Source organism: Curtobacterium sp. VKM Ac-1376 (assembly GCF_015351025.1).
Classification (GTDB): domain Bacteria; phylum Actinomycetota; class Actinomycetes; order Actinomycetales; family Microbacteriaceae; genus Curtobacterium.
Genome location: NZ_JADKRV010000006.1, coordinates 166,523 through 188,268 on the forward strand (window position 1 = coordinate 166,523; position 21,746 = coordinate 188,268).

The window sequence follows — 21,746 nt, forward strand, 5'->3', positions numbered from 1 at the left end:
TGCGTTCGGTGTCGCCCGCGGGCGCTTAGGCTGGACCGATGCGCGTGAGTGAGTTCTGGCGGGCCGTGGACCAGGTCTTCGGCGAGGCCTACGGGTCCGTGGTCACCCGCGACGTCGTGCTCGAGCAACTCGGTGGTCGCTCGGCCGTGGACGCCCTCGGCGCCGGCATCGATGCCCGTCGGGTGTGGGACGCCCTGTGCGACTCGCAGGACGTCCCGTTGGACCGTCGGCACGGCAAGGGGCTGGCGGAACCGCAGGACTGACACCCGAAACTGTGTTCGGCGTGTTGCTCGAACGCGTGTTCGATCGGTGGTAGCTTCCTCCACAGCGGCGTCGCCCGGGTGTTCCATCCACAGATCGCGTGACCGTCGGCAGTGATGTCGGTGGCCCGCCATAGGTTGATGGACATCGGGAACAGCCCGAAGCCTTGTCGCAGAACCATCGGCCTTGCACCATCGGCCGGCGTGGACGCGACAGCCTACAGGCGGCCGAACACGAGCACGAAGGAGCACCCCATGCCATCACCGGCAGACCGCGAGAAGGCCCTCGAGACCGCACTCGCTCAGATCGACAGGCAGTTCGGCAAGGGTGCGATCATGCGCCTCGGTTCGGACGAACGCGCCCCCGTCAACGTCATCCAGACCGGGTCGGTGGCGCTGGACGTCGCGCTCGGCATCGGTGGGCTGCCCCGCGGCCGCATCGTCGAGATCTACGGCCCGGAGTCGTCAGGCAAGACGACCCTCACCATCCACGCCATCGCCAACGCCCAGCGCGCCGGTGGCATCGCAGCCTTCATCGACGCCGAGCACGCGCTCGACCCGGAGTACGCCAAGAAGCTCGGCGTCGACATCGACGCCCTGCTCGTGTCGCAGCCGGACACCGCCGAGCAGGCGCTCGAGATCGCGGACATGCTGGTCCGCTCCGGCTCCATCGACCTCATCGTGATCGACTCCGTCGCGGCGCTCGTGCCCCGCGCCGAGATCGAGGGCGAGATGGGCGACTCGCACGTCGGGCTGCAGGCGCGGCTCATGTCCCAGGCCCTGCGGAAGCTCGCCGGTGGACTGAACCAGACGCAGACCACGATGATCTTCATCAACCAGCTGCGCGAGAAGATCGGCGTGTTCTTCGGTTCGCCGGAGACCACCTCGGGCGGTAAGGCACTGAAGTTCTACGCATCCGTCCGCCTGGACATCCGTCGCATCGAGACGCTGAAGAGCGGCACCGATGCGGTGGGCAACCGCACGCGCGTCAAGGTCGTCAAGAACAAGATGGCGCCGCCCTTCAAGCAGGCCGAGTTCGACATCCTGTACGGCGTCGGCATCTCGCGCGAAGGTTCGCTGCTCGACTTCGGTGTCGACCACGGCATCGTCAAGAAGTCGGGTGCCTGGTACACGTACGACGGCGACCAGCTCGGGCAGGGCAAGGAGAACTCGCGTTCGTTCCTGATCCAGAACCCCGAGATCGCCGCTGACATCGAAGGCAAGATCCTCGCGAAGCTCGGCGTCGGTGGTGCCAAGGCCGAGGACGCCCCGGTCGAGTCCATCGCGCCGAAGCTCGCGGAGCGCAAGGGCGCGTGAGCACCGACCACGACGACGACGGCCTCGCGCCGGTCACCGACCTGTTCGGTGCGAGGTCGCGTCGTCGCGCCCCGGCAGCTGCGGAGCCCACGCCCGGGCCCGAGCAGACGGTGCCCAGCGTTCCGGAGCCCGTGCTCGAGGACGATGCGGACACGCCCGTTCCACTGCCCATCCGCGGGCCACGCGCACAGGCCGACTGGGTTTCGCCGGTCATCGGCGACGGTTCCGGTCGCACCGCGCGGGCGGAGCAGGACGGCTACGACGACGACGGGGCGGACGCCACGACGGCGTCGGTGTTCTCCATCGCCGGCGGCGAGGAGATCGACCCTGCGGATGCTCCGCGTCCCCTCGACGAGCAGCGCGCCGACGCCGAGCGCCTCAGCATGCGGGCGCTCGGCCGCAAGGGCGTGAGCGAGTCCGAGATGCGGACACTGCTCACCCAGCAGGACCTCGATCCCGACGTGGTCGAGCATGAGGTTGAACGGTTGACCCGTGTCGGGCTCCTCGACGATGTCGCCCTCGCCACCGACCTGGTGGATCGACTGCACGCCCGCAAGGGGCTCGGTCGGCAGGGGGTCGTCACCGAACTCCGCCGTCGGGGGATCGACCAGGTGGCGATCGACACCGCGCTGGACGAAGCCGCAGACGACGAGGACGACGAGTTCCTCCGTGCCCAGGAGCTCGCCGACAAGCGCGCACCGCAGATGCGCGGGCTCGATCGTGCGACCGCAGAACGCCGGCTGTCCGGGTTCCTGATGCGCAAGGGCTACAGCTCCGGCGTCGTCCGGATCGCCGTCGCCCGTGCGCTCGACGGAGTCGAGAAGCGCCCTCGACCGGGCGGCGGGACCGTGCGGTTCGAGTAGTCGCTCCGACCTACACTGGAACGACCATGGCCACCGTCGCAGCTCGCCCCCGCACCTACGAAGTCCGCACCTACGGGTGCCAGATGAACGTGCACGACTCCGAGCGGTTGAGCGGGTCGCTGCAGGCTGCCGGGTACACCGCTGCGGACGGCGAGCAGGCGGACGTCGTCGTCATCAACACGTGCGCGGTGCGCGAGAACGCGGACAACCGGCTGTACGGCAACCTCGGGCAGCTCGCGGGCATCAAGCGCCAGCACCCCGGCATGCAGATCGCCGTCGGCGGGTGCCTGGCGCAGAAGGACAAGAACGTCATCCTCGAGAAGGCGCCGTGGGTCGACGTCGTCTTCGGCACGCACAACATGGGATCGCTCCCGACGCTGCTCGAGCGGGCGCGGCACAACGACGAGGCGCAGATCGAGATCCTCGAGGCGCTCGACGTCTTCCCGTCGACGCTGCCGACCAAGCGCGAGTCGACGCACAGCGGCTGGGTGTCGATCTCGGTCGGGTGCAACAACACCTGCACGTTCTGCATCGTCCCCTCGCTCCGTGGCAAGGAGAAGGACCGTCGCCCCGGTGACGTCCTCGCCGAGGTCCAGGCACTCGTCGACGACGGGGCGATCGAGGTCACGTTGCTCGGCCAGAACGTCAACTCGTACGGCGTGGAGTTCGGTGACCGCCAGGCGTTCGGCAAGCTGCTCCGGGCCACCGGCGCGATCGAGGGCCTCGAGCGCGTCCGGTTCACGAGCCCGCACCCGGCGGCCTTCACCGACGACGTCGTCGACGCCATGGCCGAGACTCCGAACGTCATGCCGCAGCTGCACATGCCGCTGCAGTCCGGCTCCGATCGCGTCCTCAAGGCCATGCGCCGGAGCTACCGCAGCGAGCGGTTCCTCGGCATCCTCGACCGCGTCCGCGCGAAGATCCCGAACGCGGCGATCTCCACCGACATCATCGTGGGGTTCCCCGGCGAGACCGAGGCTGACTTCGAGGACACGCTGCGCGTCGTCGAGCAGGCGCGGTTCGCCTCGGCCTTCACGTTCCAGTACTCGATCCGTCCGGGCACGCCGGCGGCGACGATGGACGACCAGCTGCCGAAGCAGGTGGTGCAGGAGCGCTACGAGCGACTCGTGGCACTGCAGGAGCGCATCACCGCGGAGGAGAACGCCCTGCAGGTCGGTCGCAGCGTCGAGGTCCTGGTCGCCTCGGGGGAGGGCCGGAAGGACGACGCCACCCGTCGGCTGTCCGGTCGTGCCGAGGACTCCCGGCTCGTGCACTTCGCGGTGCCGACCGGGTCCGGCGTTCCGCGCCCCGGCGACGTCGTCACGGTCGAGATCACCCGCGCTGCGCCGCACTTCCTCATCGCCGACGACGACGCGCCACTCCGGATCCGCCGCACGCGAGCCGGCGATGCCTGGGACCGCGCGCAGGCCGAGAGCTGTGGTGTCCCCACCCCGGCCGCTGCTGGCGACGTCCCCCGTCCGGTGTCGCTCGGGCTGCCCACGCTCCGTGTCGGTCGCTGACGTCCCCGGGGCTGCTCCGTCGGGCGGTTCGCCGCTCGCGTCCGGTGACGCCGCGGAGCTGATCGCGGTCGTCGGGGCGACCGGCACCGGGAAGTCCGACCTCGGGATCGCGATCGCGGAGCGGCTGCACGCCACCGGCCGGCATGCCGAGATCATCAACGCGGACGCGATGCAGCTGTACCGCGGCATGGACATCGGCACGGCGAAGCTCCGGCTGGCCGAACGCAACGGGATCCCGCACCACCAGCTCGACGTGCTCGACGTGACCGACGAGGCGAGCGTCGCCGCGTACCAGGTCGCCGCCCGAGCCGACGTCGAGCGGATCCAGGCTGAGGGCGGTGTCGCCGTGCTCGTCGGCGGCAGCGGACTCTACGTGTCCGCGGTGCTGTTCGACCTGGCGTTTCCCGGCACGGACCCGGAACTCCGCGCCCGGCTCGAGCGCGAGCACGAGGAGCTCGGGCCGGGCATCCTGCTCGAACGGCTGCGCACCCTCGATGCTGCGGCCGCCGCGACGATCGACGCACGCAACCCGCGGCGGTTGATCCGGGCACTCGAGATCGCGAGCCGGTCCGAGGTGGTGACCCCGAGCCTCCCGGCCGCGCCCCGCGCCTGGCGGCCGTCCCGGATCCTGCACCTGCGCCGCGACCGCGAGCAGCTGGTGTCGGCGCTGCACGAGCGGGCGGCACGGATGTTCCACGCCGGGCTCGTCGACGAGGTCGCGGCGCTCCGCGAGCAGGGGCTCGAGCGGGGCAAGACCGCGCGCGGCGCGATCGGGTACTCGCAGGCGCTCGAGGTGCTGGGCGGGACGTCGACGGTGGAGCAGGCCGTCGAGGCGACCGGCATCGCGACCCGGAAGTACGCCCGGCGGCAGGTGTCCTGGTTCCGGCGCTACGTCGACGCCGAGACCCTCGACGTCACCGGCGCTGACCGCGGCGACCTGTCGGAACTGGCCCGTAGGATCGTGCCGTGACCGAGCTGCACTTCACCAAGGGCCAGGGGACCGGCAACGACTTCGTCCTGTTCGCCGACCCCGACGCCACCGTCGACCTGACCCCCGAGCGGATCCGGGCCATCGCGGACCGACGCTTCGGCGTGGGTGGCGACGGGGTGATCCGGGCGGTGCGGTCCGAGGCGATCCCCGAGGGGCGTGCGCTCGTGGCCGTCGAACCCGAGGCCACCTGGTTCATGGACTACCACAACGCCGACGGCACGATCGCGGAGATGTGCGGCAACGGCATCCGTGTGTTCGCCCGATACCTGACCGAGGCCGGGCTGGTGGAGCTCGCACCCGGTGAGACCCTGACCGTCGGCAGCCGGAAGGGGCTGGTCGACATCCAGCGGACGACGAACGGGTTCGCGGCCGACCTCGGTCGCTGGGGCCTGGGCATCGAGGGCGGCGGAGCCGACGACGTGCTCGTGCGGGCCAAGAACCTCGACGGCGCGCGTCCCGGCATCGGCATCGACGTCGGCAACCCGCACGTGGTGGTCGCCGTCGAGACCGAGGACGAGCTCGCTGACCTCGACCTGACCTTCCTGCCTGTGCTCGACCCGGCGCCCGAGCACGGTGCGAACGTCGAGTTCGTGCTGCCGGGCGACCCGCTCATCAAGGACGGCGTGGGCGAGATCACGATGCGGGTGCACGAGCGGGGGAGCGGGGAGACGCTGTCGTGCGGCACCGGTGCCGTGGCGGCTGCCCTCGCGACGCGGTACTGGGTGGGTGCCGGTGCGCCGGACACGTGGCGGGTGCGTGTTCCCGGTGGGCTGCTCACCGTGCGGATGACGGCGACCGAGGACGGCGAGCACGTGTCGTTGTCCGGGCCGGCCGAGCTCGTGTTCTCCGGCGACCTGACGGTCTGACGCGCGGCGCGCTACGCGCTGTGCTGCACCCGGATGACGCGAAACCCCTTGGCCGTCGAGGTCCGCGACACGGTGAACTCCTCGCCGAGGGCCCCGACGAGCCACTTCTGCAACGAGTCGCCTCCGAGGTCCTTCGACACGACGAGCCAGGCGTCGCCTCCGGCCTCGAGCCGGGGCAGCCAGGTGAGCAGGATCTGGTGCAACTCGTCCTTGCCGACGCGGATCGGCGGGTTCGACCAGATCGTCCGGAAGCGCAGGTCGGCCGGCACGTCGTCCGGCAGCGCGATGGTGACGTTCGACGCCCCGGCAGTCGCGGCGTTGGCGCGCGCGAGTTCCAGCACCCGCTCGTTCACGTCGACACCCCAGACCTGCGCGTCGGGGGCCTGCAGCGCCATCGTGATCGCGATCGGCCCCCAGCCGCAGCCGATGTCGAGCAGCGCACCCTCGGGCGCGGGAGTCGGCACCGTGCCGAGCAGGACCTTCGTGCCACGGTCGACACCGTCGGGGCTGAAGACGCCCGCGGCGGTGGACAGGGTGAGGTCCCGACCGGCGAGCGTGACGTCCACCTGGCGGGGCCGGAGATCGCTCTCGGGGTTCGCCGAGAAGTAGTGGTCGTTCGCCATGGATGAACCGTACCGGCAACCGAGTGTGTCGGAAGGCCGCCAGAGGTAGCCTGTGCACAGGATGACGGATACCGATCAGCAGAACCACCAGACCAACGACGACAGCGCAGAAGGTGTCGTCGAGAGGGTGTTGCGCAACGCAGACCGCCGCGCGGCATCGTCCATCTTCGCACCCGCCCAGGCGATCCAGACGCAGTCGGCTGACGACCGCAGCTGGACCGGCGACGGCGACCAGTACGACCGTGAGGACCGAGCGGCGCTGCGCCGTGTCGCCGGCCTCTCCACTGAACTCGAGGACGTCACCGAGGTCGAGTACCGCCAGCTGCGGCTCGAGCAGGTCGTCCTCATCGGCGTGTACCCCCACGGCGACGCGCAGGATGCCGAGAACTCCCTGCGCGAGCTGTCCGCCCTGGCCGAGACGGCCGGTGCGGTCGTGCTCGACGGGCTCCTGCAGCGCCGGCCCCACCCGGACGCCTCGACCTACCTCGGCAAGGGCAAGGCCGAAGAGCTCGCGATGATCGTGAAGGCCACCGGCGCCGACACCGTCATCGCGGACACCGAGCTCGCACCCTCGCAGCGCCGTGCGCTCGAGGACGTCGTGAAGGTGAAGGTGATCGACCGTACGGCCGTGATCCTCGACATCTTCAGCCAGCACGCCAAGAGCCGCGAGGGCAAGGCGCAGGTCGAACTCGCCCAGCTCGAGTACCTGCTGCCGCGACTGCGCGGTTGGGGTGACTCGATGTCGCGGCAGGCCGGTGGCCAGGTCTCCGGCGGTGCCGGTATGGGCTCGCGTGGCCCCGGTGAGACGAAGATCGAGCTCGATCGTCGTCGCATCCACACCCGGATGGCCAAGCTGCGCCGCCAGATCGCCGGGTTCCGGCCCGCTCGAGAGGCCAAGCGAGCAGAGCGCAACCGCAACGAGGTGCCGAGCGTCGCCATCGCCGGCTACACCAACGCCGGCAAGTCCTCGCTGCTCAACCGGCTGACGAGCGCGGGCGTCCTGGTGCAGAACCAGCTCTTCGCAACGCTGGACGCGACCGTCCGCCGGACGACGTCGGCGAAGGGACGCGAGTACACCTTCACCGACACCGTCGGCTTCGTGCGCAACCTGCCGCACCAGCTCGTCGAGGCCTTCCGCTCCACCCTCGAGGAGGTCGGCGACGCCGACGTCATCGTGCACGTGGTCGACGGCTCGCACCCCGACCCCGGCGCGCAGCTGTCCACCGTGCGCGAGGTCATCGGCGAGGTCGGTGCCGGTGACATCCCCGAGATCGTCGTCTTCAACAAGGCGGACCTGATCGACGACGCGCAGCGCCTCGTGCTCATCGGACTCGTGCCGGACGCGGTGTTCGTGTCGGCCCGTACCGGTGAGGGCATCCCGGAACTCCTCAGCGTCATCGAGGACCGCCTGCCCGAGCCCGACGTCGACCTGACCATCGTGGTGCCGTACGACCGCGGCGACCTGGTGTCGACGCTGCACGACGCCGGCTCGGTCGAGTCCGTCGACTACGTCGAGAACGGCACGCTCCTGCGCGTGCGGGTCTTCCAGCGGCAGGTCTCCGAGCTCGAACCGTACGTGGTCACGCCCGCAACGACCGCCTGACGGGAGGCACGGCTCGCGTCCGCAAGACGCCGTCGTGTTCCCGAGACACCCCGGAACACACGAAACGCCGCCGAATCCGGCGGCGTTTCGTCGTGGTGCGGACGTCGAGCGATGACGACGGCCCCCAGCCCCCGGCGTGGGCGCGTCAGAGGGAGCGGAGGACCGCGACGACCTTGCCGAGCACCGAGGCGGCGTCGCCGAGGATCGGCTCGAAGGCCGTGTTCCGCGGCAGCAGCCAGGTGTGGCCGTCGCGCTGGCGGAAGACCTTCACCGTGGCCTCTTCGTCGAGCATGGCCGCGACGATGTCGCCGTTCTCGGCGGTCTGCTGCGCCCGGACGACGACCCAGTCGCCGTCGCAGATCGCGGCGTCGATCATCGACTCGCCGACGACCTTGAGCATGAAGAGCTCGCCGGTGCCGACGAGCTGCCGGGGGAGCGGGATGATCTCGTCGACGTGCTGCTCGGCGGTGATCGGGACACCGGCCGCGATCCGGCCGACGAGCGGCACGAGCGTGGTGGCGTCGATGTCCGGTCCGCCGACGTCGGAGGACGGCTCGTCCACCAGGACCTCGAGCGCCCGCGGGCGGTTCGGGTCGCGGCGGATCCATCCGCCGAGTTCGAGCTGTCCGAGCTGGTGGGAGACGCTCGACAGGGACGAGAGGCCGGCCGCGTCGCCGATCTCGCGCATGCTCGGCGGGTAGCCGCGCGACGCGATCGACGCACGGATCGCGTCGAGGATCGCCTGCTGCTTCGCCGTCAGCGGCTTCTGGCCCCGCAGTTCGTCCACCACGTCGTCTCGCTTTCGTCGATGCCGGTCCGGCCGCGGCGGGAATGTCGGTGGTCCCCGTCAGGCTTGCCCCAGTCGATCGAAACAGTATCCGACCAGCCAGGGCCGGACAAACACCTGTTCGAGCGTGTCGCAAGAAAACCCCCAGAAATCCCTCCCAGGGGACTTGTGCGCCGCCTCGTTCGAAACTATGTTCGGTACAGGACTTCGGTTCCACCGAACGGGAAGGCAAGAAGGACATGAGCACCATCGCCATCGCTGACATCCAGCGCACCGCGGCGCCCGCCGTGCGTACCCGCCTGCGTCTGACGCGTCGCGGCCGCATCGTCTTCACGACGCTCGCCGCGATCCCCCTCCTCATCGTCGTCGCCCTCGGCGTGCTGAACGGCGGCCAGGCTTCGGCCGGCGACGCCGCCGCCGGTGGGACGCGCACCCACTTCGAGACCGTGACGATCCAGCCGGGCGAGACGCTCTGGCAGCTCGCCGAAGAGACCGCTCCGAACTCCGACCCGCGCGACTTCGTGCAGGACGTCGTGAGCCTCAACGCACTCGACGGCTCGGCGCTCCAGGCGGGCGAGCAGGTCTCCATCCCGACCAAGTACACGTCCGGCGAGTAGCGATCACGGCAGTCCCGTCCAGACGGCTGGTCCCCGCACGGTGACAGCGGCCTACGATGGATCGGTGGCATTCACGCTCGAAGACCTCCCGATCCGAGACGACCTCCGTGGTCAGAGCCCGTACGGCGCTCCGCAGAAGCACGTCCGTGTCCAGCTGAACGTCAACGAGAACACGCATCCCGTTCCCGACGACGTGGCCGACGACATCGTCGACTCCATCAGGCAGGCCCTGCTGACGGTCAACAGGTACCCGGATCGCGAGTTCACCGAACTCCGGCAGTCGCTGGCCGGCTACCTCGGTCACGATCTGACCGCCGAGCAGCTCTGGGCGGCGAACGGGTCGAACGAGGTCCTGCAGCAGCTCCTCCAGGCATTCGGTGGCCCCGGGCGCTCCGTCCTCGGGTTCCCGCCCACGTACTCGATGCACTCGATCCTCGCATCGGGGACCGGCACCACCTGGATCCCCGCGCAGCGCGACGACGAGTTCCGTATCTCGCCCGAGACCGTCGTGGCCGCGATCCGTGCGCACCAGCCGGACATCGTGTTCCTGTGCGGGCCGAACAACCCGACCGGGACCCCGCTCGAGATCGAGACCATCGCCGCCGCGTACGACGCGACCGACGGCATCGTGATGGTTGACGAGGCCTACGCGGAGTTCATGCCGTCCGACGCGCCGAGCGCCCTGACGCTCTTACCCGGTCGCGAGCGGCTCGTGGTCTCGCGCACGATGAGCAAGGCGTTCGCGTTCGCCGGAGCCCGGGTCGGGTACATGGCGGCGCACCCCGCCGTGATCGACGCTGTGCGGCTCGTCCGGCTGCCGTACCACCTGTCCGCGCTGACCCAGGCGGCCGCGATCGCCGCGCTCCGGCACGCGCCCGAGATGCTCGCGATGGTGGACGACATCAAGACCCAGCGCGACCGCATGGTGACCGAACTCCGGGCCATGGGCTACCGCACCTACGAGACCTGGTCGAACTTCGTCCTGTTCGGCGGTGTCGCGGACCCGCACGCCGCGTTCGAGTCGCTGCTCGAGCGGGACGTGATCGTGCGCGACCTCGGGATCCCGAACCACCTGCGTGTGAGTGCGGGGACGGCGGAGGAGACCACCGCGTTCCTCGACGCCATGCGGCAGGTGGCCGCTGAGCAGCCGCCGGTTAGGGTTGAGGCATGACCGCCCGCACCGCCTCGATCAGCCGCCGGACGAGCGAATCGAGCGTCGAACTCGAGCTCGACCTGGACGGCACCGGGGCCTCGACGATCTCGACCTCCGTCCCGTTCTTCGACCACATGCTCACCGCGTTCAGCAAACACTCGCTCATCGACCTGCGGGTCACGTCGACGGGCGACACCGACATCGACGTGCACCACACCGTCGAGGACACCGGAATCGTCCTCGGGCAGGCCATCAAGCAGGCGCTCGGTGACCGTTCCGGCATCGGCCGCTACGGCGACGCCCTCGTGCCCCTCGATGAAGCGCTGGCCCAGGCCGTCGTGGACGTCTCCGGGCGGCCGTTCCTGGTGCACTCCGGCGAGCCAGCGGGCTTCGAGTTCCACCGCATCGGCGGCCACTTCACCGGGTCGATGATCCGCCACGTGTTCGAGGCGATCACGTTCAACGCCGGCATCACCGTGCACGTCCGCGTGCTCGAGGGCCGCGACCCCCACCACATCGCCGAGGCCGAGTTCAAGGCGTTCGCCCGTGCCATGCGCAAGGCGGTCGAACTGGACCCCCGCGTCGACGGCATCCCCTCCACGAAGGGCGCCCTGTGACCGCCGCGAAGCCGAACGTCGTCGTCCTCGACTACGGGTCTGGGAACGTGCACTCTGCCGCCAAGGCACTCGAGCGCGCCGGGGCCGAGGTCACCCTGACCGCCGACAAGCAGGCGGCGCTCCGTGCGGACGGCCTGCTCGTGCCGGGCGTGGGAGCGTTCGCCGCCGTGGTCGACCAGCTCGAGGGTGTGCGGGGCGGCGAGATCGTCGACCACCGTCTGGCCGGCGGGCGGCCCGTCCTCGGCATCTGCGTCGGCATGCAGGTGCTGTTCGCGCGCGGTGTCGAACGTGGTGCCGACGTCGAGGGACTCGGACAATGGCCCGGCACCGTCGAGGAGATCCAGGCGGAGGTCCTGCCGCACATGGGCTGGAACACGGTCGAGGCGCCCGAGGACTCCGTGCTGTTCGACGGCCTGCACGACGAGCGCTTCTACTTCGTGCACTCCTACGGCGTGACCGACTTCCCGCTCGACGCGTACGGCCCGTTCCGTGCGCCCCGGCTGACGTGGGCCGAGCACGGGCAACGGTTCATCGCCGCGGTCGAGAACGGGCCCCTCACCGCCACGCAGTTCCACCCTGAGAAGTCCGGTGAGCCGGGCATCCGCCTGCTGACCAACTGGGTGCGATCGCTCTGATCCCGGCCGGCGACGAGCGCGACGGCCGGTGCCGGACGCGCGCCGTGCCTCCGAGCCGACCGCCGACCGCCGACCGCCGACAGCCGACCGCCGACCGCCGACAGCTGCTCCACCGCAACGAAACCGACAGGACCATGACCGACCTCACCGACACCCCACCCCTCGTCCTGCTGCCCGCCGTCGACGTCGTCGACGGTCAGGCGGTGCGGCTCACCCAGGGCGAGGCCGGGAGCGAGACGGGCTACGGCGACCCGGTCGCCGCAGCACGCACGTGGCGTGACCAGGGCGCTGAGTGGATCCACCTGGTGGACCTCGACGCCGCCTTCGGTCGTGGGGACAACCGCAAGGTCATCGCGCACGCCGTTCGCGAGGTCGAGGGCGTGTCCGTCGAGCTGTCCGGGGGCATCCGCGACGACTCCTCGCTCGAGGCTGCGCTGGCGACGGGTGCTGCACGCGTCAACCTCGGCACCGCTGCCCTGGAGCACCCGGAGTGGGCGGCCCGCGTGATCGGCGAGTACGGCGAGCAGATCGCCGTCGGGCTGGACGTCCGTGGCACCACACTGTCCAGCCGCGGCTGGACCGAGGACGCCGGCGACCTGTGGGAGGTCCTGGACCGCCTGGAGGCGGCCGGGTGCGCGCGCTACGTGGTGACCGACGTGACGAAGGACGGCACGCTGCAGGGGCCGAACGTCGAGCTGCTCCGCCAGGTGTGCGACCGCACCGACCAGCCCGTCGTCGCCTCGGGTGGGATCTCCACGCTCGACGACCTCCGTTCGCTCCGCGAACTCGTGCCGTACGGGCTCGAGGGCGCGATCATCGGCAAGGCGCTGTACTCCGGGGCGTTCACACTGCCGGCCGCACTCGACATCGCCTCGGAGTAGCACCGTGGCGGGCATCTCGAACGGCCGCGGCACCGGGCCGGACGCCGACGACGCGCACACCCCCGGCGGGGCGGCGGACTCGGCGGGCTTCTCGTGGGAAGGTCGCACGTTCGACCACCACGACACCGCGTTCGCCGACGACGACGGACTCGCCGACCCCGCGGTGGTCGCGGCCATCGGCTCGCTCGCCGGCGGTGCGTCCCAGGCGGCGATCGTCGAGGCGCTCCGGACCGCCCGCCTGCTCATCCCGCTCATCGCCGAGGCCGGCGACGTGGGGGAGACCGACGAGGGCAAGCTCGTCGACAAGACCCAGGAACTCTCGATCGTGACGGTCGCCGGCCCGGACGGTCGCAGCGTGATGCCGGCGTTCACCTCGGTCGAGGCCATGCGCTCCTGGGACCCGGACGCGCGCCCCGTGCCGGTGGAGTCCCGCCGCGTGGCGATGGCCGCGGCGAGCGAGGACACCCAGCTCGTCGTGCTCGACCCGAAGTCGCCGACCGAGTTCGTGCTGCGTCGACCGGCCGTGTGGGCGCTCGGGCAGGACCTGCCGTGGACCCCGTGCTTCGAGGACCCGGAGGTCGCGCGGGCCTTCGCCGCGTCGGTCGACCAGGAGCCGAGCGTCGCGCGGGTCGAACTCGCCCCGGGCGACCCGGTCGGTCGGTTCGCCGGGCCGGAGCTGACCGTCGGGCTGGCACTGCACGCGGGGCTCGACCGCGAACAGGTCGGGGTGCTCGTCCGGCGGCTGCAGGAGCGCTGGTCGGCCGACCCGGTGATCGCCGAGCGTGTCGACAGCATGCGCGTCGCCCTCCGTACAGCCTGAGGATCAGCAGCTCGACGATCAGCGAGCCCTGGCGGCGGTGCGACCCCGGCCGGAGCGGTGTCGCCGGTACGATGACGGGGTGAGCACGAACCCGACGATCAACCCCTCCGGCGCGACCACCTTCGGTCCGACGGGGCGACCCGTCCGGGAATTCCCCGTGCCCGAGGAGCTCGACAGCACCGGACCTGCCCGCATCATCGCGCTCTGCAACCAGAAGGGCGGCGTCGGCAAGACCACGACGGCGATCAACCTCGGCGCGGCGCTCGCGGAGTACGGCCGCAAGGTCCTCGCCGTCGACTTCGACCCGCAGGGCGCCCTGTCCGCCGGCCTCGGAGTCCGGACACACGACATCCACACCGTGTACGACCTGCTGATGGGTGCCGTGAAGGACCCGAACCAGGTCATCCAGCCGACGAACACCCCCGGGCTCGACGTGATCCCCGCGAACATCGACCTGTCCGCGGCCGAGGTCCACCTGGTCAACGAGGTCGCCCGCGAGCAGATCCTGGCGAGTGTTCTGCGCAAGGTGGCGAACGACTACGACGTGATCCTGGTCGACTGCCAGCCGTCCCTCGGGCTGCTCACCGTGAACGCGCTCACCGCCGCGCACGGCGTGCTCATCCCGCTCGAGTGCGAATTCTTCGCGCTCCGCGGGGTCGCCCTGCTCATCGAGACCATCGACAAGGTGCGGGACCGCCTGAACCCGGCGCTGACGCTCGACGGCATCCTGCCGACCATGTACGACTCGCGCACCCTGCACTCGCGTGAGGTCATGGAGCGCGTCGTCGACACCTTCGACGACCGTGTGCTCGACACCGTCATCGGGCGCACCGTGAAGTTCCCCGACGCCACCGTCTCCGCTCGTCCGATCACGCAGACCGCGCCCGACCACGCCGCCGCACACGCCTACCGGCAGCTCGCACGAGAGCTCGTCCAGCGTGGCGCCGTCGCCTGACGCGGGGTTCCGGGTCCGGCTCACCAACTTCGACGGCCCGTTCGACCTCCTGCTGTCGCTCATCACGAAGCACGAGCTCGACATCACCGAGGTCGCGCTGGGCGCAGTGACGGGAGAGTTCATCCAGTACGTCCGGCAGGCCGAGTCCGCCGACGAACTCGACGAGGCGAGTGCGTTCCTCGTCGTCGCGGCGACCCTGCTCGACCTGAAGATCGTCGGGCTGCTGCCGCAGGGCGAACTCGTCGACGCCGAGGACGTCGCTCTTCTGGAAGCCCGCGACCTGCTGTTCGCTCGGCTGCTGCAGTACCGCGCGTTCAAGCAGGCCGCCGATTGGTTCGGGGAGCGCTGGGGCGTCGAGTCGCGCCGCCACGTGCGGAGCGTCCGGCTCGAGGAACGATTCCGCGCCCGCACTCCCGAGCTCGTCTGGACCCTGTCGGTGCAGGACTTCGCTGCCCTCGCCGCGCTGGCCTTCGCTCCGCGGGAGATCCCGACCGTCGGCCTCGACCACCTGCACGCCCCGCTGATCAGCATCCGTGAGCAGGCCGCGATCGTCGTCTCGATCCTTCGCACCCGTGATGGTGAAGGGGTCTCGTTCCGCGAACTGGTCGCGGGCGTCCATGAGACGGGTATCGTGGTGGCTCGCTTCCTCGCGATCCTCGAGCTGTACCGGAACGCGTCGATCTCGTTCGAGCAGCTCGAGCCGCTCGGGGAGCTGACACTGCGGTGGACCGCCGAGGACTGGTCCGACGAGAGCCTCGCGAACCTGGGAGCCGACTATGACGGATGACGCGCACGACGCGTCCAGCGCCGAACCCGGCGGCGCCGACGAGATGGCCGACGCCCGCGCGATCGAGCGCGAGATCCACGAACGCGCCGCGTCCGAGGCTCACCCCACCATCCCCATCGACCGTCAGCTCGAGGCCATCCTCATGATCGCCGACGAGCCCCAGTCGCTCGTCGCGCTCGGTGCCGCCGTCGGTTCGCCCGTCCCCGCCGTGCGCCAGGCGATCGAACGCCTGGTCGCGGACTTCGACGGCGTCGACGGCACGATCCGCCGCGGCTTCGAACTGCGCGAGGTCGGTGGCGGCTGGCGCTTCTACGTCCGTGCCGACCTGGACCCCGTTGTCGAGCAGTTCGTCGAGGCCGAGCGCCCCTCGCGCCTGTCGCAGGCCGCGCTCGAGACCCTCGCGGTGGTCGCGTACAAGCAGCCGATCACCCGCTCGCAGATCGCCTCGATCCGCGCCGTCAACGTCGACGGTGTCGTCCGCACCCTGGTGGCGCGCGGCCTCATCGAGGAGTCGTTCACCGACGCCGAGACCGGCGCCATCAACTACGTCACGTCTGACCTGCTCCTGCAGCAGCTCGGCATCAACTCGCTCGACGAGCTGCCGCTCATCTCGCCCCTCCTGGACGACGGTGCGGACGGCTTCGAGCAGAACGAAGGGATCCCCGATGGCAGGGTTTGACGACCGGGGGCGCGGCGCGCCCCGAGACCGAGACGACCGCAACGGACGATCGGGAGGCCCGGATCGCTCCGACCGCTCCGCTCCCGGCCGGGGCGGGGCTGGCTCCGGAGCCGGCGGCCGCTCCGGCGGCTACGGTCGCGACGACCGCGGGGGCGCTCGCCCGCCGCGTGACGACGACCGTCGTGGCGGGTACCCGTCTCGCGATGACCGGGGTGGCGACCGTGGTGGCTACCGCGGCTCGGCTCCGCGCGATGACCGTGGCGGTGACCGTGGTGGGTACCGGGGCCGTGACGACCGCAGCTCGGCGCCGCGCGATGACCGCGGTGGCTACCGCGGCTCGGCTCCGCGCGATGACCGGGGTGGCGACCGTGGTGGGTACCGGGGCGCATCTGCGCCGCGCGATGACCGCGGTGGCTACCGCGGCTCGGCTCCGCGCGATGACCGGGGTGGCGACCGTGGTGGGTACCGGGGCGCATCTGCGCCGCGCGATGACCGCGGTGGCTACCGCGGCTCGGCTCCGCGCGATGACCGTGGCGGTGACCGTGGTGGGTACCGGGGCCGTGACGACCGCAGCTCGGCGCCGCGCGATGACCGCGGTGGCTACCGCGGCTCGGCTCCGCGCGATGACCGTGGCGGTGACCGTGGTGGGTACCGGGGCCGTGACGACCGCAGCTCGGCGCCGCGTGACGATCGTGGTGGGTACCGGGGCCGTGATGACCGTGGTGCTTCGGCTCCGCGTGAGGACCGTGGTGGGTACCGGGGCCGTGATGACCGTGGTGCTTCGGCTCCCCGTGACGATCGTGGTGGGTACCGGGGCCGTGACGACCGCGGCACTTCCGCTCCGCGTGAGGACCGTGGTGGGTACCGGGGCCGTGATGACCGTGGTGCTTCGGCTCCCCGTGATGACCGTGGTGGCTACCGGGGCCGCGACGACCGCAGCTCTGCTCCCCGTGACGACCGTGGTGGCTACCGGGGCCGCGACGACCGTGGCAGCTCGGCACCCCGTGACGACCGTCGGGACGACCGCGGCCGCGATGACCGCCGGACCCCCGACGGCCAGCAGAGCCGCGTCTGGCACAACGGCCGCCGCTACGTCGGCGGCACCACGAGTGTCCGCAACAGCGACCGCACCACGCCGAAGCCGAGCGGGCAGCGCGACGACCGGGGCAACCCGGCCGAGGGCACGCCCGAACGGCCCATCATCGCAGACTGGGACGCGGCGGACGGGACGGCGCCTGCCGGGGCCCAGCCGGGCCTCCAGGCAGAGGGTGAGCGCCTGCAGAAGGTGATCGCCGCTGCGGGCGTGGCATCCCGCCGGGTCGCGGAGAACCTGATCGTCGAGGGCCGCGTGACGGTCAACGGCGAGGTCGTGGACGCCCTCGGGCGTCGCGTCGACCCCGAGAAGGACGCGATCAGCGTCGACGGCGTGCCGGTGCAGATCGACTCGTCGCGGCGCTACATCGTGTTGAACAAGCCGACCGGTGTCGTCTCGAGCCTGCAGGACGAGCGCGGTCGCCGTGACCTGACCGAGTTCGTGGACCGCTACGAGGAGCGCCTGTTCAACGTCGGGCGCCTCGACACCGAGACCTCCGGGCTGCTCGTCCTGACGAACGACGGCGACCTGGCGCACGTGCTGGCGCACCCGTCGTTCGGCGTGCAGAAGACGTACATCGCGAAGGTCCACGGCAACGTGAACCCCGCCGTGGTGCAGCGTCTGACCGAGGGTGTCGAGCTCGAGGACGGCCCGATCAAGGCCGACAAGGTGCGGCTGCTCGAGTCCTCGCGAGGCGAGTCGCTCGTCGAGATCACGCTGCACTCCGGCCGCAACCGCATCGTCCGACGGATGCTCGAAGCCGTCGGCCACCCGGTCCTCGAACTCGTTCGGCGGTCGTTCGGACCGCTGCACCTGGGCAGCCTGCCGCCGGGCAAGATGCGCGAACTCGGCGCGGTCGAGGTCGGGAAGCTGCTCGGCACGGTCCGTGACGCGAAGCCGTCCGCTCGTGACGACCGTGACGTCGCCCTCGACCAGGGCGAGGACGACGAGTACGACGACGAGTCGGCGGACTGACCGGGGCCGACGCTCGGGCATCGACCGATGCCCGAGCGTCGATCGGTAGGCTTGCCCGGTGACCGACCTGACCCCGACCGACATCGACCGCCGCCTGCGCGGTCCGGTGCGTGTCGTCGGCACCGGGCTGCTCGGCGCCTCGATCGGTCTCGCCCTGCGTGAGAAGGGCGTCGACGTCGTCCTCGACGACGTCTCACCCGCCGCACTGGCGCTCGCCGTGGACTACGGCGCCGGTCGGCGACCCGCCCCCGGTGACCAGCCGGAGCTCGTCGTCGTCGCGGTCCCGCCGGACGTCGTGGCGACCGTGGTCGAGCGCGAGCTCGCCGCGTACCCGGAGGCCGTCGTGACGGACGTCGCGAGCGTGAAGTCCGGTCCCCTGGAGGCCCTGGTGGCCGCCGGCGCGGACGTCACCCGATACATCGGGTCGCACCCGATGGCCGGACGCGAGCGCAGCGGTCCGACCGCCGCCCGCGCCGACCTGTTCGTCGGTCGCCCCTGGGTGATCGCGGGGCACGACGGCATCACGTACCAGCGTGCCGCGGTGGTCGAGGACCTCGCGCTCGACGTCGGCGCGACCGTCGTGCCGATGGACCCCGAGTCGCACGACCTCGCCGTCGCCTACGTGTCCCACGCGCCGCAGCTCGTGTCGACGCTGATGGCCTCGCGTCTGCGGGACGCGCCGGACGGGTCGCTCGGCCTGGCCGGCGGCGGTGTCCGCGACGTCACCCGGATCGCCGCGAGTGACCCGGGGCTGTGGGTGCAGATCATCGGGGCGAACGCCGGGCACATCCGGCCGGTCCTCACCGACCTGCGTGACGACCTGTCCCGCGTGATCGACGCCCTCGGCGACCCGGACGGTGCCGGGTCGCCGCGCACCATCGCCGAGACGATCGCCGCGGGCAACCGCGGAGTCGAGCGGCTGCCGGGCAAGCACGGCACCACCAAGCGCTTCGCCCAGGTGGTCGTCCTGGTGGACGACACCCCCGGGCAGATCGCCGCACTCCTGACGTTCATCGGGGAGATCGGCATCAACCTCGAGGACATGCGCCTCGAGCACTCACCGGGCGCACAGATCGGCATCGTCGAGGTGTCGGTGCTGCCCGAGCAGGAACAGCGACTCGTCGAGGAACTCGAGGGGCGCGGATGGAGGATCGCAGCAGCATGGGCCTGAACGACGACATGAACGCAGCGCTGAACGACTCGGGTGTGACCGGCGGACGCGCTCCGGCCGGTGGGACCGACGGCCCCGACTCCGGCTTGCCGACGCCGACCCCTGGTGACGGGGCACGCGGCGGTGCTGAGGGCGGCCCCCTCGGTGGTCCGGCCGGCGGCCTCGGCGAACCCGGCGGGGAGCCCGGCTCGACCAGCGCACCGATGCCGTCCGGTCTGGCCGACGGCGCCTACGTGGCCAAGATCGTCATCGCGGTCGACGGCCCCGCCGGCAGCGGCAAGTCGAGCGTCTCCCGTGCGGCCGCCCGCGCCCTGGGCTACGGCTACCAGGACACCGGCGCTGCCTACCGTGCGCTCGCCTGGCACGCCCTGCAGCAGCGGGTCGACCTCGACGACGCCGCAGCGATCCTGGCGAGCTGGGACACCTTCGACTACGCCATCGGCACCGACCCCGACGACTACTACGTCAAGGTGGGGGAGACCGACGTCACCGAGGCCATCCGCACCCCTGACGTCACGGGTGCGGTCGCCCACATCGCGAAGCTCCCGGACGTCCGGCGCCGCCTGGTCCAGCTCTTCCGGAACGTGATGCGGAAGGCCGACGCCCCGGGCATCATCACCGAGGGCCGGGACATCACCACGGTCGTCGCACCCGACGCCGAGGTCCGGATCCTGCTGACGGCCGACGAGTCCGTTAGAATGGCCCGACGCTCGGCAGAGGTCACGACCCAGTCGGCCGCCGAGACCTCCGCAGCTCTCGCTCGTCGCGACGCGGCGGACGCGAAGGTCGTCGACTTCATGAACGCCGCAGACGGTGTCACGACGCTCGACTCCACCGACCTCGACTTCGACCAGACCGTGCAGGCGGTCGTCGACCTGGCCCGCGCGGCCACGCACTGACGCACGACCGGACGGCCTAGGCCGCCTGGTCACACCACGGCCGGACCCCCGGCCCCGGCCGGCAACGGCCACCGACACCGCGGCCCCGGCCGCTCGCGAGGAACCCAAGATGGCTCAGCTGGACAACCCGGACAACGACGACTTCCCCCGGTACGACGACGCCCTCGGCGAGCGGCTCGCCGGACTCGACGAGGCCGAGGCCGAGCAGCGCGCGACCGCGCTCCGCGCCGGCCTCGAGGAGTACGACCTCGAGGACGAAGACCTCGCTCTGCTCGAGGCCGGTCAGGTCGGCGAGGACGGCGTCCACTACCTGCCCGCCTACCCGGTGCTCGCGATCGTCGGTCGCCCGAACGTCGGCAAGTCGGCGCTCGTCAACCGCATCCTCGGTCGCCGTGAGGCCGTCGTGCAGGACGTCCCCGGCGTCACCCGCGACCGTGTCAGCTACAAGGCCGACTGGAACGACAAGCGCTTCACGCTCGTCGACACCGGCGGCTGGGAGCCCGGCGCCGAGGGCATCAACGCCTCGGTCGCCGCGCAGGCCGAGGTCGCGATCGACCTCGCCGACGCCGTGCTCTTCGTCGTGGACGTCACGGTCGGCATCACCGCCACCGACGAGCACGTCGTCAAGATGCTCCGCGGCACCGACCGCCCCGTCATCGTCGTCGCGAACAAGGCCGACGACGAGCGCCGTGAACTCGACGCCTACGAACTCTGGAACCTGGGGCTCGGCGAGCCGCACCCGGTGTCGGCCCTGCACGGCCGTGGCGTCGCAGACCTGCTCGACCTGATCATCAAGACGCTGCCCGACACCTCGGCCGTCGCCAAGCAGGAGGTCGGCGGCCCCCGCCGCGTGGCCATCCTCGGCCGCCCGAACGTCGGCAAGAGCTCGCTGCTCAACAAGGCCGCCGGTGAAGAGCGGGTCGTCGTGAACGACATCGCCGGCACCACCCGCGACCCAGTGGACGAGCAGATCGAGCTCGGCGGCAAGGTGTGGCGCTTCGTTGACACCGCCGGCATCCGGAAGCGCGTCCACATGCAGCAGGGCGCCGACTTCTACGCGTCGCTCCGCACCACCGCCGCGCTCGAGAAGGCCGAGGTCGCCGTCGTCGTCCTCGACGTCACCGAGCCGGTGTCCGTGCAGGACCTCCGCATCATCGACCTCGTCCTCGAGTCGGGCCGTGCCCTCGTGCTGGCCTACAACAAGTGGGACCTGCTCGACGACGAGCGACGCCGCTACCTGGAGCGCGAGATCGAGCAGGACCTGGCGCACGTCGCCTGGGCCCCGCGCGTGAACATCTCCGCCCGCACCGGCCGCCACCTCGAGAAGCTCGTGCCGGCCCTCGAGACCGCCCTCGAGTCGTGGGACACCCGCATCCCGACCGGCAAGGTCAACGCCTTCATCGCCGAGCTCGTGCAGGAACACCCCCACCCCGTCCGCGGCGGCAAGCAGCCCCGCATCCTGTTCGGGACCCAGGCGTCGAGCCAGCCGCCGACCTTCGTGCTCTTCACGTCGGCGTTCCTCGATCCGCAGTACCGACGCTTCATCACGCGTCGCCTCCGCGAGGTCTGGGGCTTCTCCGGTACGCCGATCAACGTCAACATGCGGGTGCGCGAGCGCCGGAAGCGCTGAGCCC

At 71.0% G+C, this 21,746-nt stretch carries 22 protein-coding genes; 20 read left to right on the forward strand and 2 right to left on the reverse strand.

Annotated elements, in window-relative coordinates; genetic code table 11:
- The first annotated feature begins 38 nt into the window (after nucleotides 1-38).
- The 6 genes from ITJ56_RS09820 to dapF all read left to right on the forward strand — a co-directional run bounded on the left by ITJ56_RS09820 (nucleotide 39) and on the right by dapF (nucleotide 5,817).
- Nucleotides 39-263: a DUF3046 domain-containing protein gene (locus tag ITJ56_RS09820; RefSeq protein ID WP_194630215.1), complete on the forward strand. Its 225-nt coding sequence runs from the start codon at nucleotides 39-41 to the stop codon at nucleotides 261-263.
- Between the two features lie 252 nt (nucleotides 264-515).
- A complete protein-coding gene (gene recA / locus ITJ56_RS09825) occupies nucleotides 516-1,577 on the forward strand; it encodes a recombinase RecA (protein WP_027464767.1) in 1,062 nt (353 codons plus the stop codon).
- Nucleotides 1,574-2,440, forward strand: coding sequence for a regulatory protein RecX (locus ITJ56_RS18940; protein WP_194630217.1), 867 nt, complete (start codon nucleotides 1,574-1,576; stop codon nucleotides 2,438-2,440). The genes recA and ITJ56_RS18940 overlap by 4 nt, the downstream gene beginning before the upstream one ends.
- Nucleotides 2,441-2,466: 26 nt before the next feature.
- Nucleotides 2,467-3,960, forward strand: coding sequence for a tRNA (N6-isopentenyl adenosine(37)-C2)-methylthiotransferase MiaB (miaB, locus tag ITJ56_RS09835; protein ID WP_194630219.1), 1,494 nt, complete (start codon nucleotides 2,467-2,469; stop codon nucleotides 3,958-3,960).
- Nucleotides 3,961-4,018: 58 nt separating this feature from the next.
- Nucleotides 4,019-4,930 (forward strand): tRNA (adenosine(37)-N6)-dimethylallyltransferase MiaA, encoded by a 912-nt coding sequence (gene miaA / locus ITJ56_RS09840; RefSeq protein ID WP_194630283.1) that lies wholly within the window; start codon nucleotides 4,019-4,021, stop codon nucleotides 4,928-4,930.
- The gene (gene dapF / locus ITJ56_RS09845) at nucleotides 4,927-5,817 is read left to right on the forward strand and encodes a diaminopimelate epimerase (protein WP_194630221.1); all 891 of its coding nucleotides are present in this window, start codon (nucleotides 4,927-4,929) and stop codon (nucleotides 5,815-5,817) included. Before miaA ends, dapF begins: the two co-directional genes overlap by 4 nt.
- Nucleotides 5,818-5,828: 11 nt before the next feature.
- Here dapF and ITJ56_RS09850 read toward each other — a convergent pair whose 3' ends face one another.
- The gene (locus ITJ56_RS09850) at nucleotides 5,829-6,440 is read right to left on the reverse strand and encodes a class I SAM-dependent methyltransferase (RefSeq protein WP_194630223.1); all 612 of its coding nucleotides are present in this window, start codon (nucleotides 6,438-6,440) and stop codon (nucleotides 5,829-5,831) included.
- Between the two features lie 61 nt (nucleotides 6,441-6,501).
- Here ITJ56_RS09850 and hflX point away from each other — a divergent pair, with 61 nt between their 5' ends.
- Nucleotides 6,502-8,043, forward strand: a complete 1,542-nt coding sequence (gene hflX, locus ITJ56_RS09855; protein ID WP_194630225.1) for a GTPase HflX — start codon at nucleotides 6,502-6,504, stop codon at nucleotides 8,041-8,043.
- A 145-nt stretch (nucleotides 8,044-8,188) separates the two neighbouring features.
- Here the strand turns inward: hflX and lexA are convergent, their stop codons facing one another.
- Nucleotides 8,189-8,833, reverse strand: coding sequence for a transcriptional repressor LexA (lexA, locus tag ITJ56_RS09860; protein WP_194630227.1), 645 nt, complete (start codon nucleotides 8,831-8,833; stop codon nucleotides 8,189-8,191).
- Between the two features lie 236 nt (nucleotides 8,834-9,069).
- Here lexA and ITJ56_RS09865 point away from each other — a divergent pair, with 236 nt between their 5' ends.
- From ITJ56_RS09865 to der, 13 genes are all read left to right on the forward strand, one after another.
- Entirely contained in the window at nucleotides 9,070-9,447 is a 378-nt protein-coding gene (locus ITJ56_RS09865) for a LysM peptidoglycan-binding domain-containing protein (RefSeq protein ID WP_194630229.1), read from the forward strand.
- A 64-nt stretch (nucleotides 9,448-9,511) separates the two neighbouring features.
- A complete protein-coding gene (locus ITJ56_RS09870) occupies nucleotides 9,512-10,618 on the forward strand; it encodes a histidinol-phosphate transaminase (protein WP_194630231.1) in 1,107 nt (368 codons plus the stop codon).
- Nucleotides 10,615-11,217, forward strand: a complete 603-nt coding sequence (hisB, locus tag ITJ56_RS09875) for an imidazoleglycerol-phosphate dehydratase HisB (protein ID WP_194630233.1) — start codon at nucleotides 10,615-10,617, stop codon at nucleotides 11,215-11,217. The genes ITJ56_RS09870 and hisB overlap by 4 nt, the downstream gene beginning before the upstream one ends.
- Nucleotides 11,214-11,852, forward strand: coding sequence for an imidazole glycerol phosphate synthase subunit HisH (hisH, locus tag ITJ56_RS09880; protein ID WP_194630235.1), 639 nt, complete (start codon nucleotides 11,214-11,216; stop codon nucleotides 11,850-11,852). The genes hisB and hisH overlap by 4 nt, the downstream gene beginning before the upstream one ends.
- A gap of 134 nt (nucleotides 11,853-11,986) precedes the next feature.
- Nucleotides 11,987-12,733, forward strand: coding sequence for a bifunctional 1-(5-phosphoribosyl)-5-((5-phosphoribosylamino)methylideneamino)imidazole-4-carboxamide isomerase/phosphoribosylanthranilate isomerase PriA (gene priA / locus ITJ56_RS09885; protein WP_194630237.1), 747 nt, complete (start codon nucleotides 11,987-11,989; stop codon nucleotides 12,731-12,733).
- 4 nt (nucleotides 12,734-12,737) lie between these two features.
- Complete coding sequence (locus ITJ56_RS09890; protein ID WP_194630238.1) at nucleotides 12,738-13,553, forward strand: SseB family protein; 816 nt, start codon at nucleotides 12,738-12,740, stop codon at nucleotides 13,551-13,553.
- A 79-nt stretch (nucleotides 13,554-13,632) separates the two neighbouring features.
- On the forward strand, nucleotides 13,633-14,508 hold the full coding sequence (locus ITJ56_RS09895) for a ParA family protein (RefSeq protein ID WP_194630240.1): 876 nt from the start codon (nucleotides 13,633-13,635) through the stop codon (nucleotides 14,506-14,508).
- Nucleotides 14,492-15,295 (forward strand): segregation and condensation protein A, encoded by an 804-nt coding sequence (locus ITJ56_RS09900; RefSeq protein ID WP_194630242.1) that lies wholly within the window; start codon nucleotides 14,492-14,494, stop codon nucleotides 15,293-15,295. Before ITJ56_RS09895 ends, ITJ56_RS09900 begins: the two co-directional genes overlap by 17 nt.
- Nucleotides 15,285-15,974 (forward strand): SMC-Scp complex subunit ScpB, encoded by a 690-nt coding sequence (gene scpB / locus ITJ56_RS09905; RefSeq protein WP_228517438.1) that lies wholly within the window; start codon nucleotides 15,285-15,287, stop codon nucleotides 15,972-15,974. The genes ITJ56_RS09900 and scpB overlap by 11 nt, the downstream gene beginning before the upstream one ends.
- Nucleotides 15,975-17,250: 1,276 nt before the next feature.
- Nucleotides 17,251-18,042, forward strand: a complete 792-nt coding sequence (locus tag ITJ56_RS09910; protein ID WP_228517470.1) for a pseudouridine synthase — start codon at nucleotides 17,251-17,253, stop codon at nucleotides 18,040-18,042.
- Between the two features lie 58 nt (nucleotides 18,043-18,100).
- Nucleotides 18,101-19,213 carry a prephenate dehydrogenase gene (locus ITJ56_RS09915; protein ID WP_194630244.1) on the forward strand — a complete coding sequence of 371 codons (1,113 nt, stop codon included), beginning with the start codon at nucleotides 18,101-18,103 and terminating at the stop codon, nucleotides 19,211-19,213.
- A gap of 203 nt (nucleotides 19,214-19,416) precedes the next feature.
- Entirely contained in the window at nucleotides 19,417-20,112 is a 696-nt protein-coding gene (gene cmk, locus ITJ56_RS09920) for a (d)CMP kinase (protein ID WP_194630288.1), read from the forward strand.
- A 109-nt stretch (nucleotides 20,113-20,221) separates the two neighbouring features.
- Nucleotides 20,222-21,742 (forward strand): ribosome biogenesis GTPase Der, encoded by a 1,521-nt coding sequence (gene der, locus ITJ56_RS09925; RefSeq protein WP_071405612.1) that lies wholly within the window; start codon nucleotides 20,222-20,224, stop codon nucleotides 21,740-21,742.
- Nucleotides 21,743-21,746 lie beyond the last annotated feature (4 nt).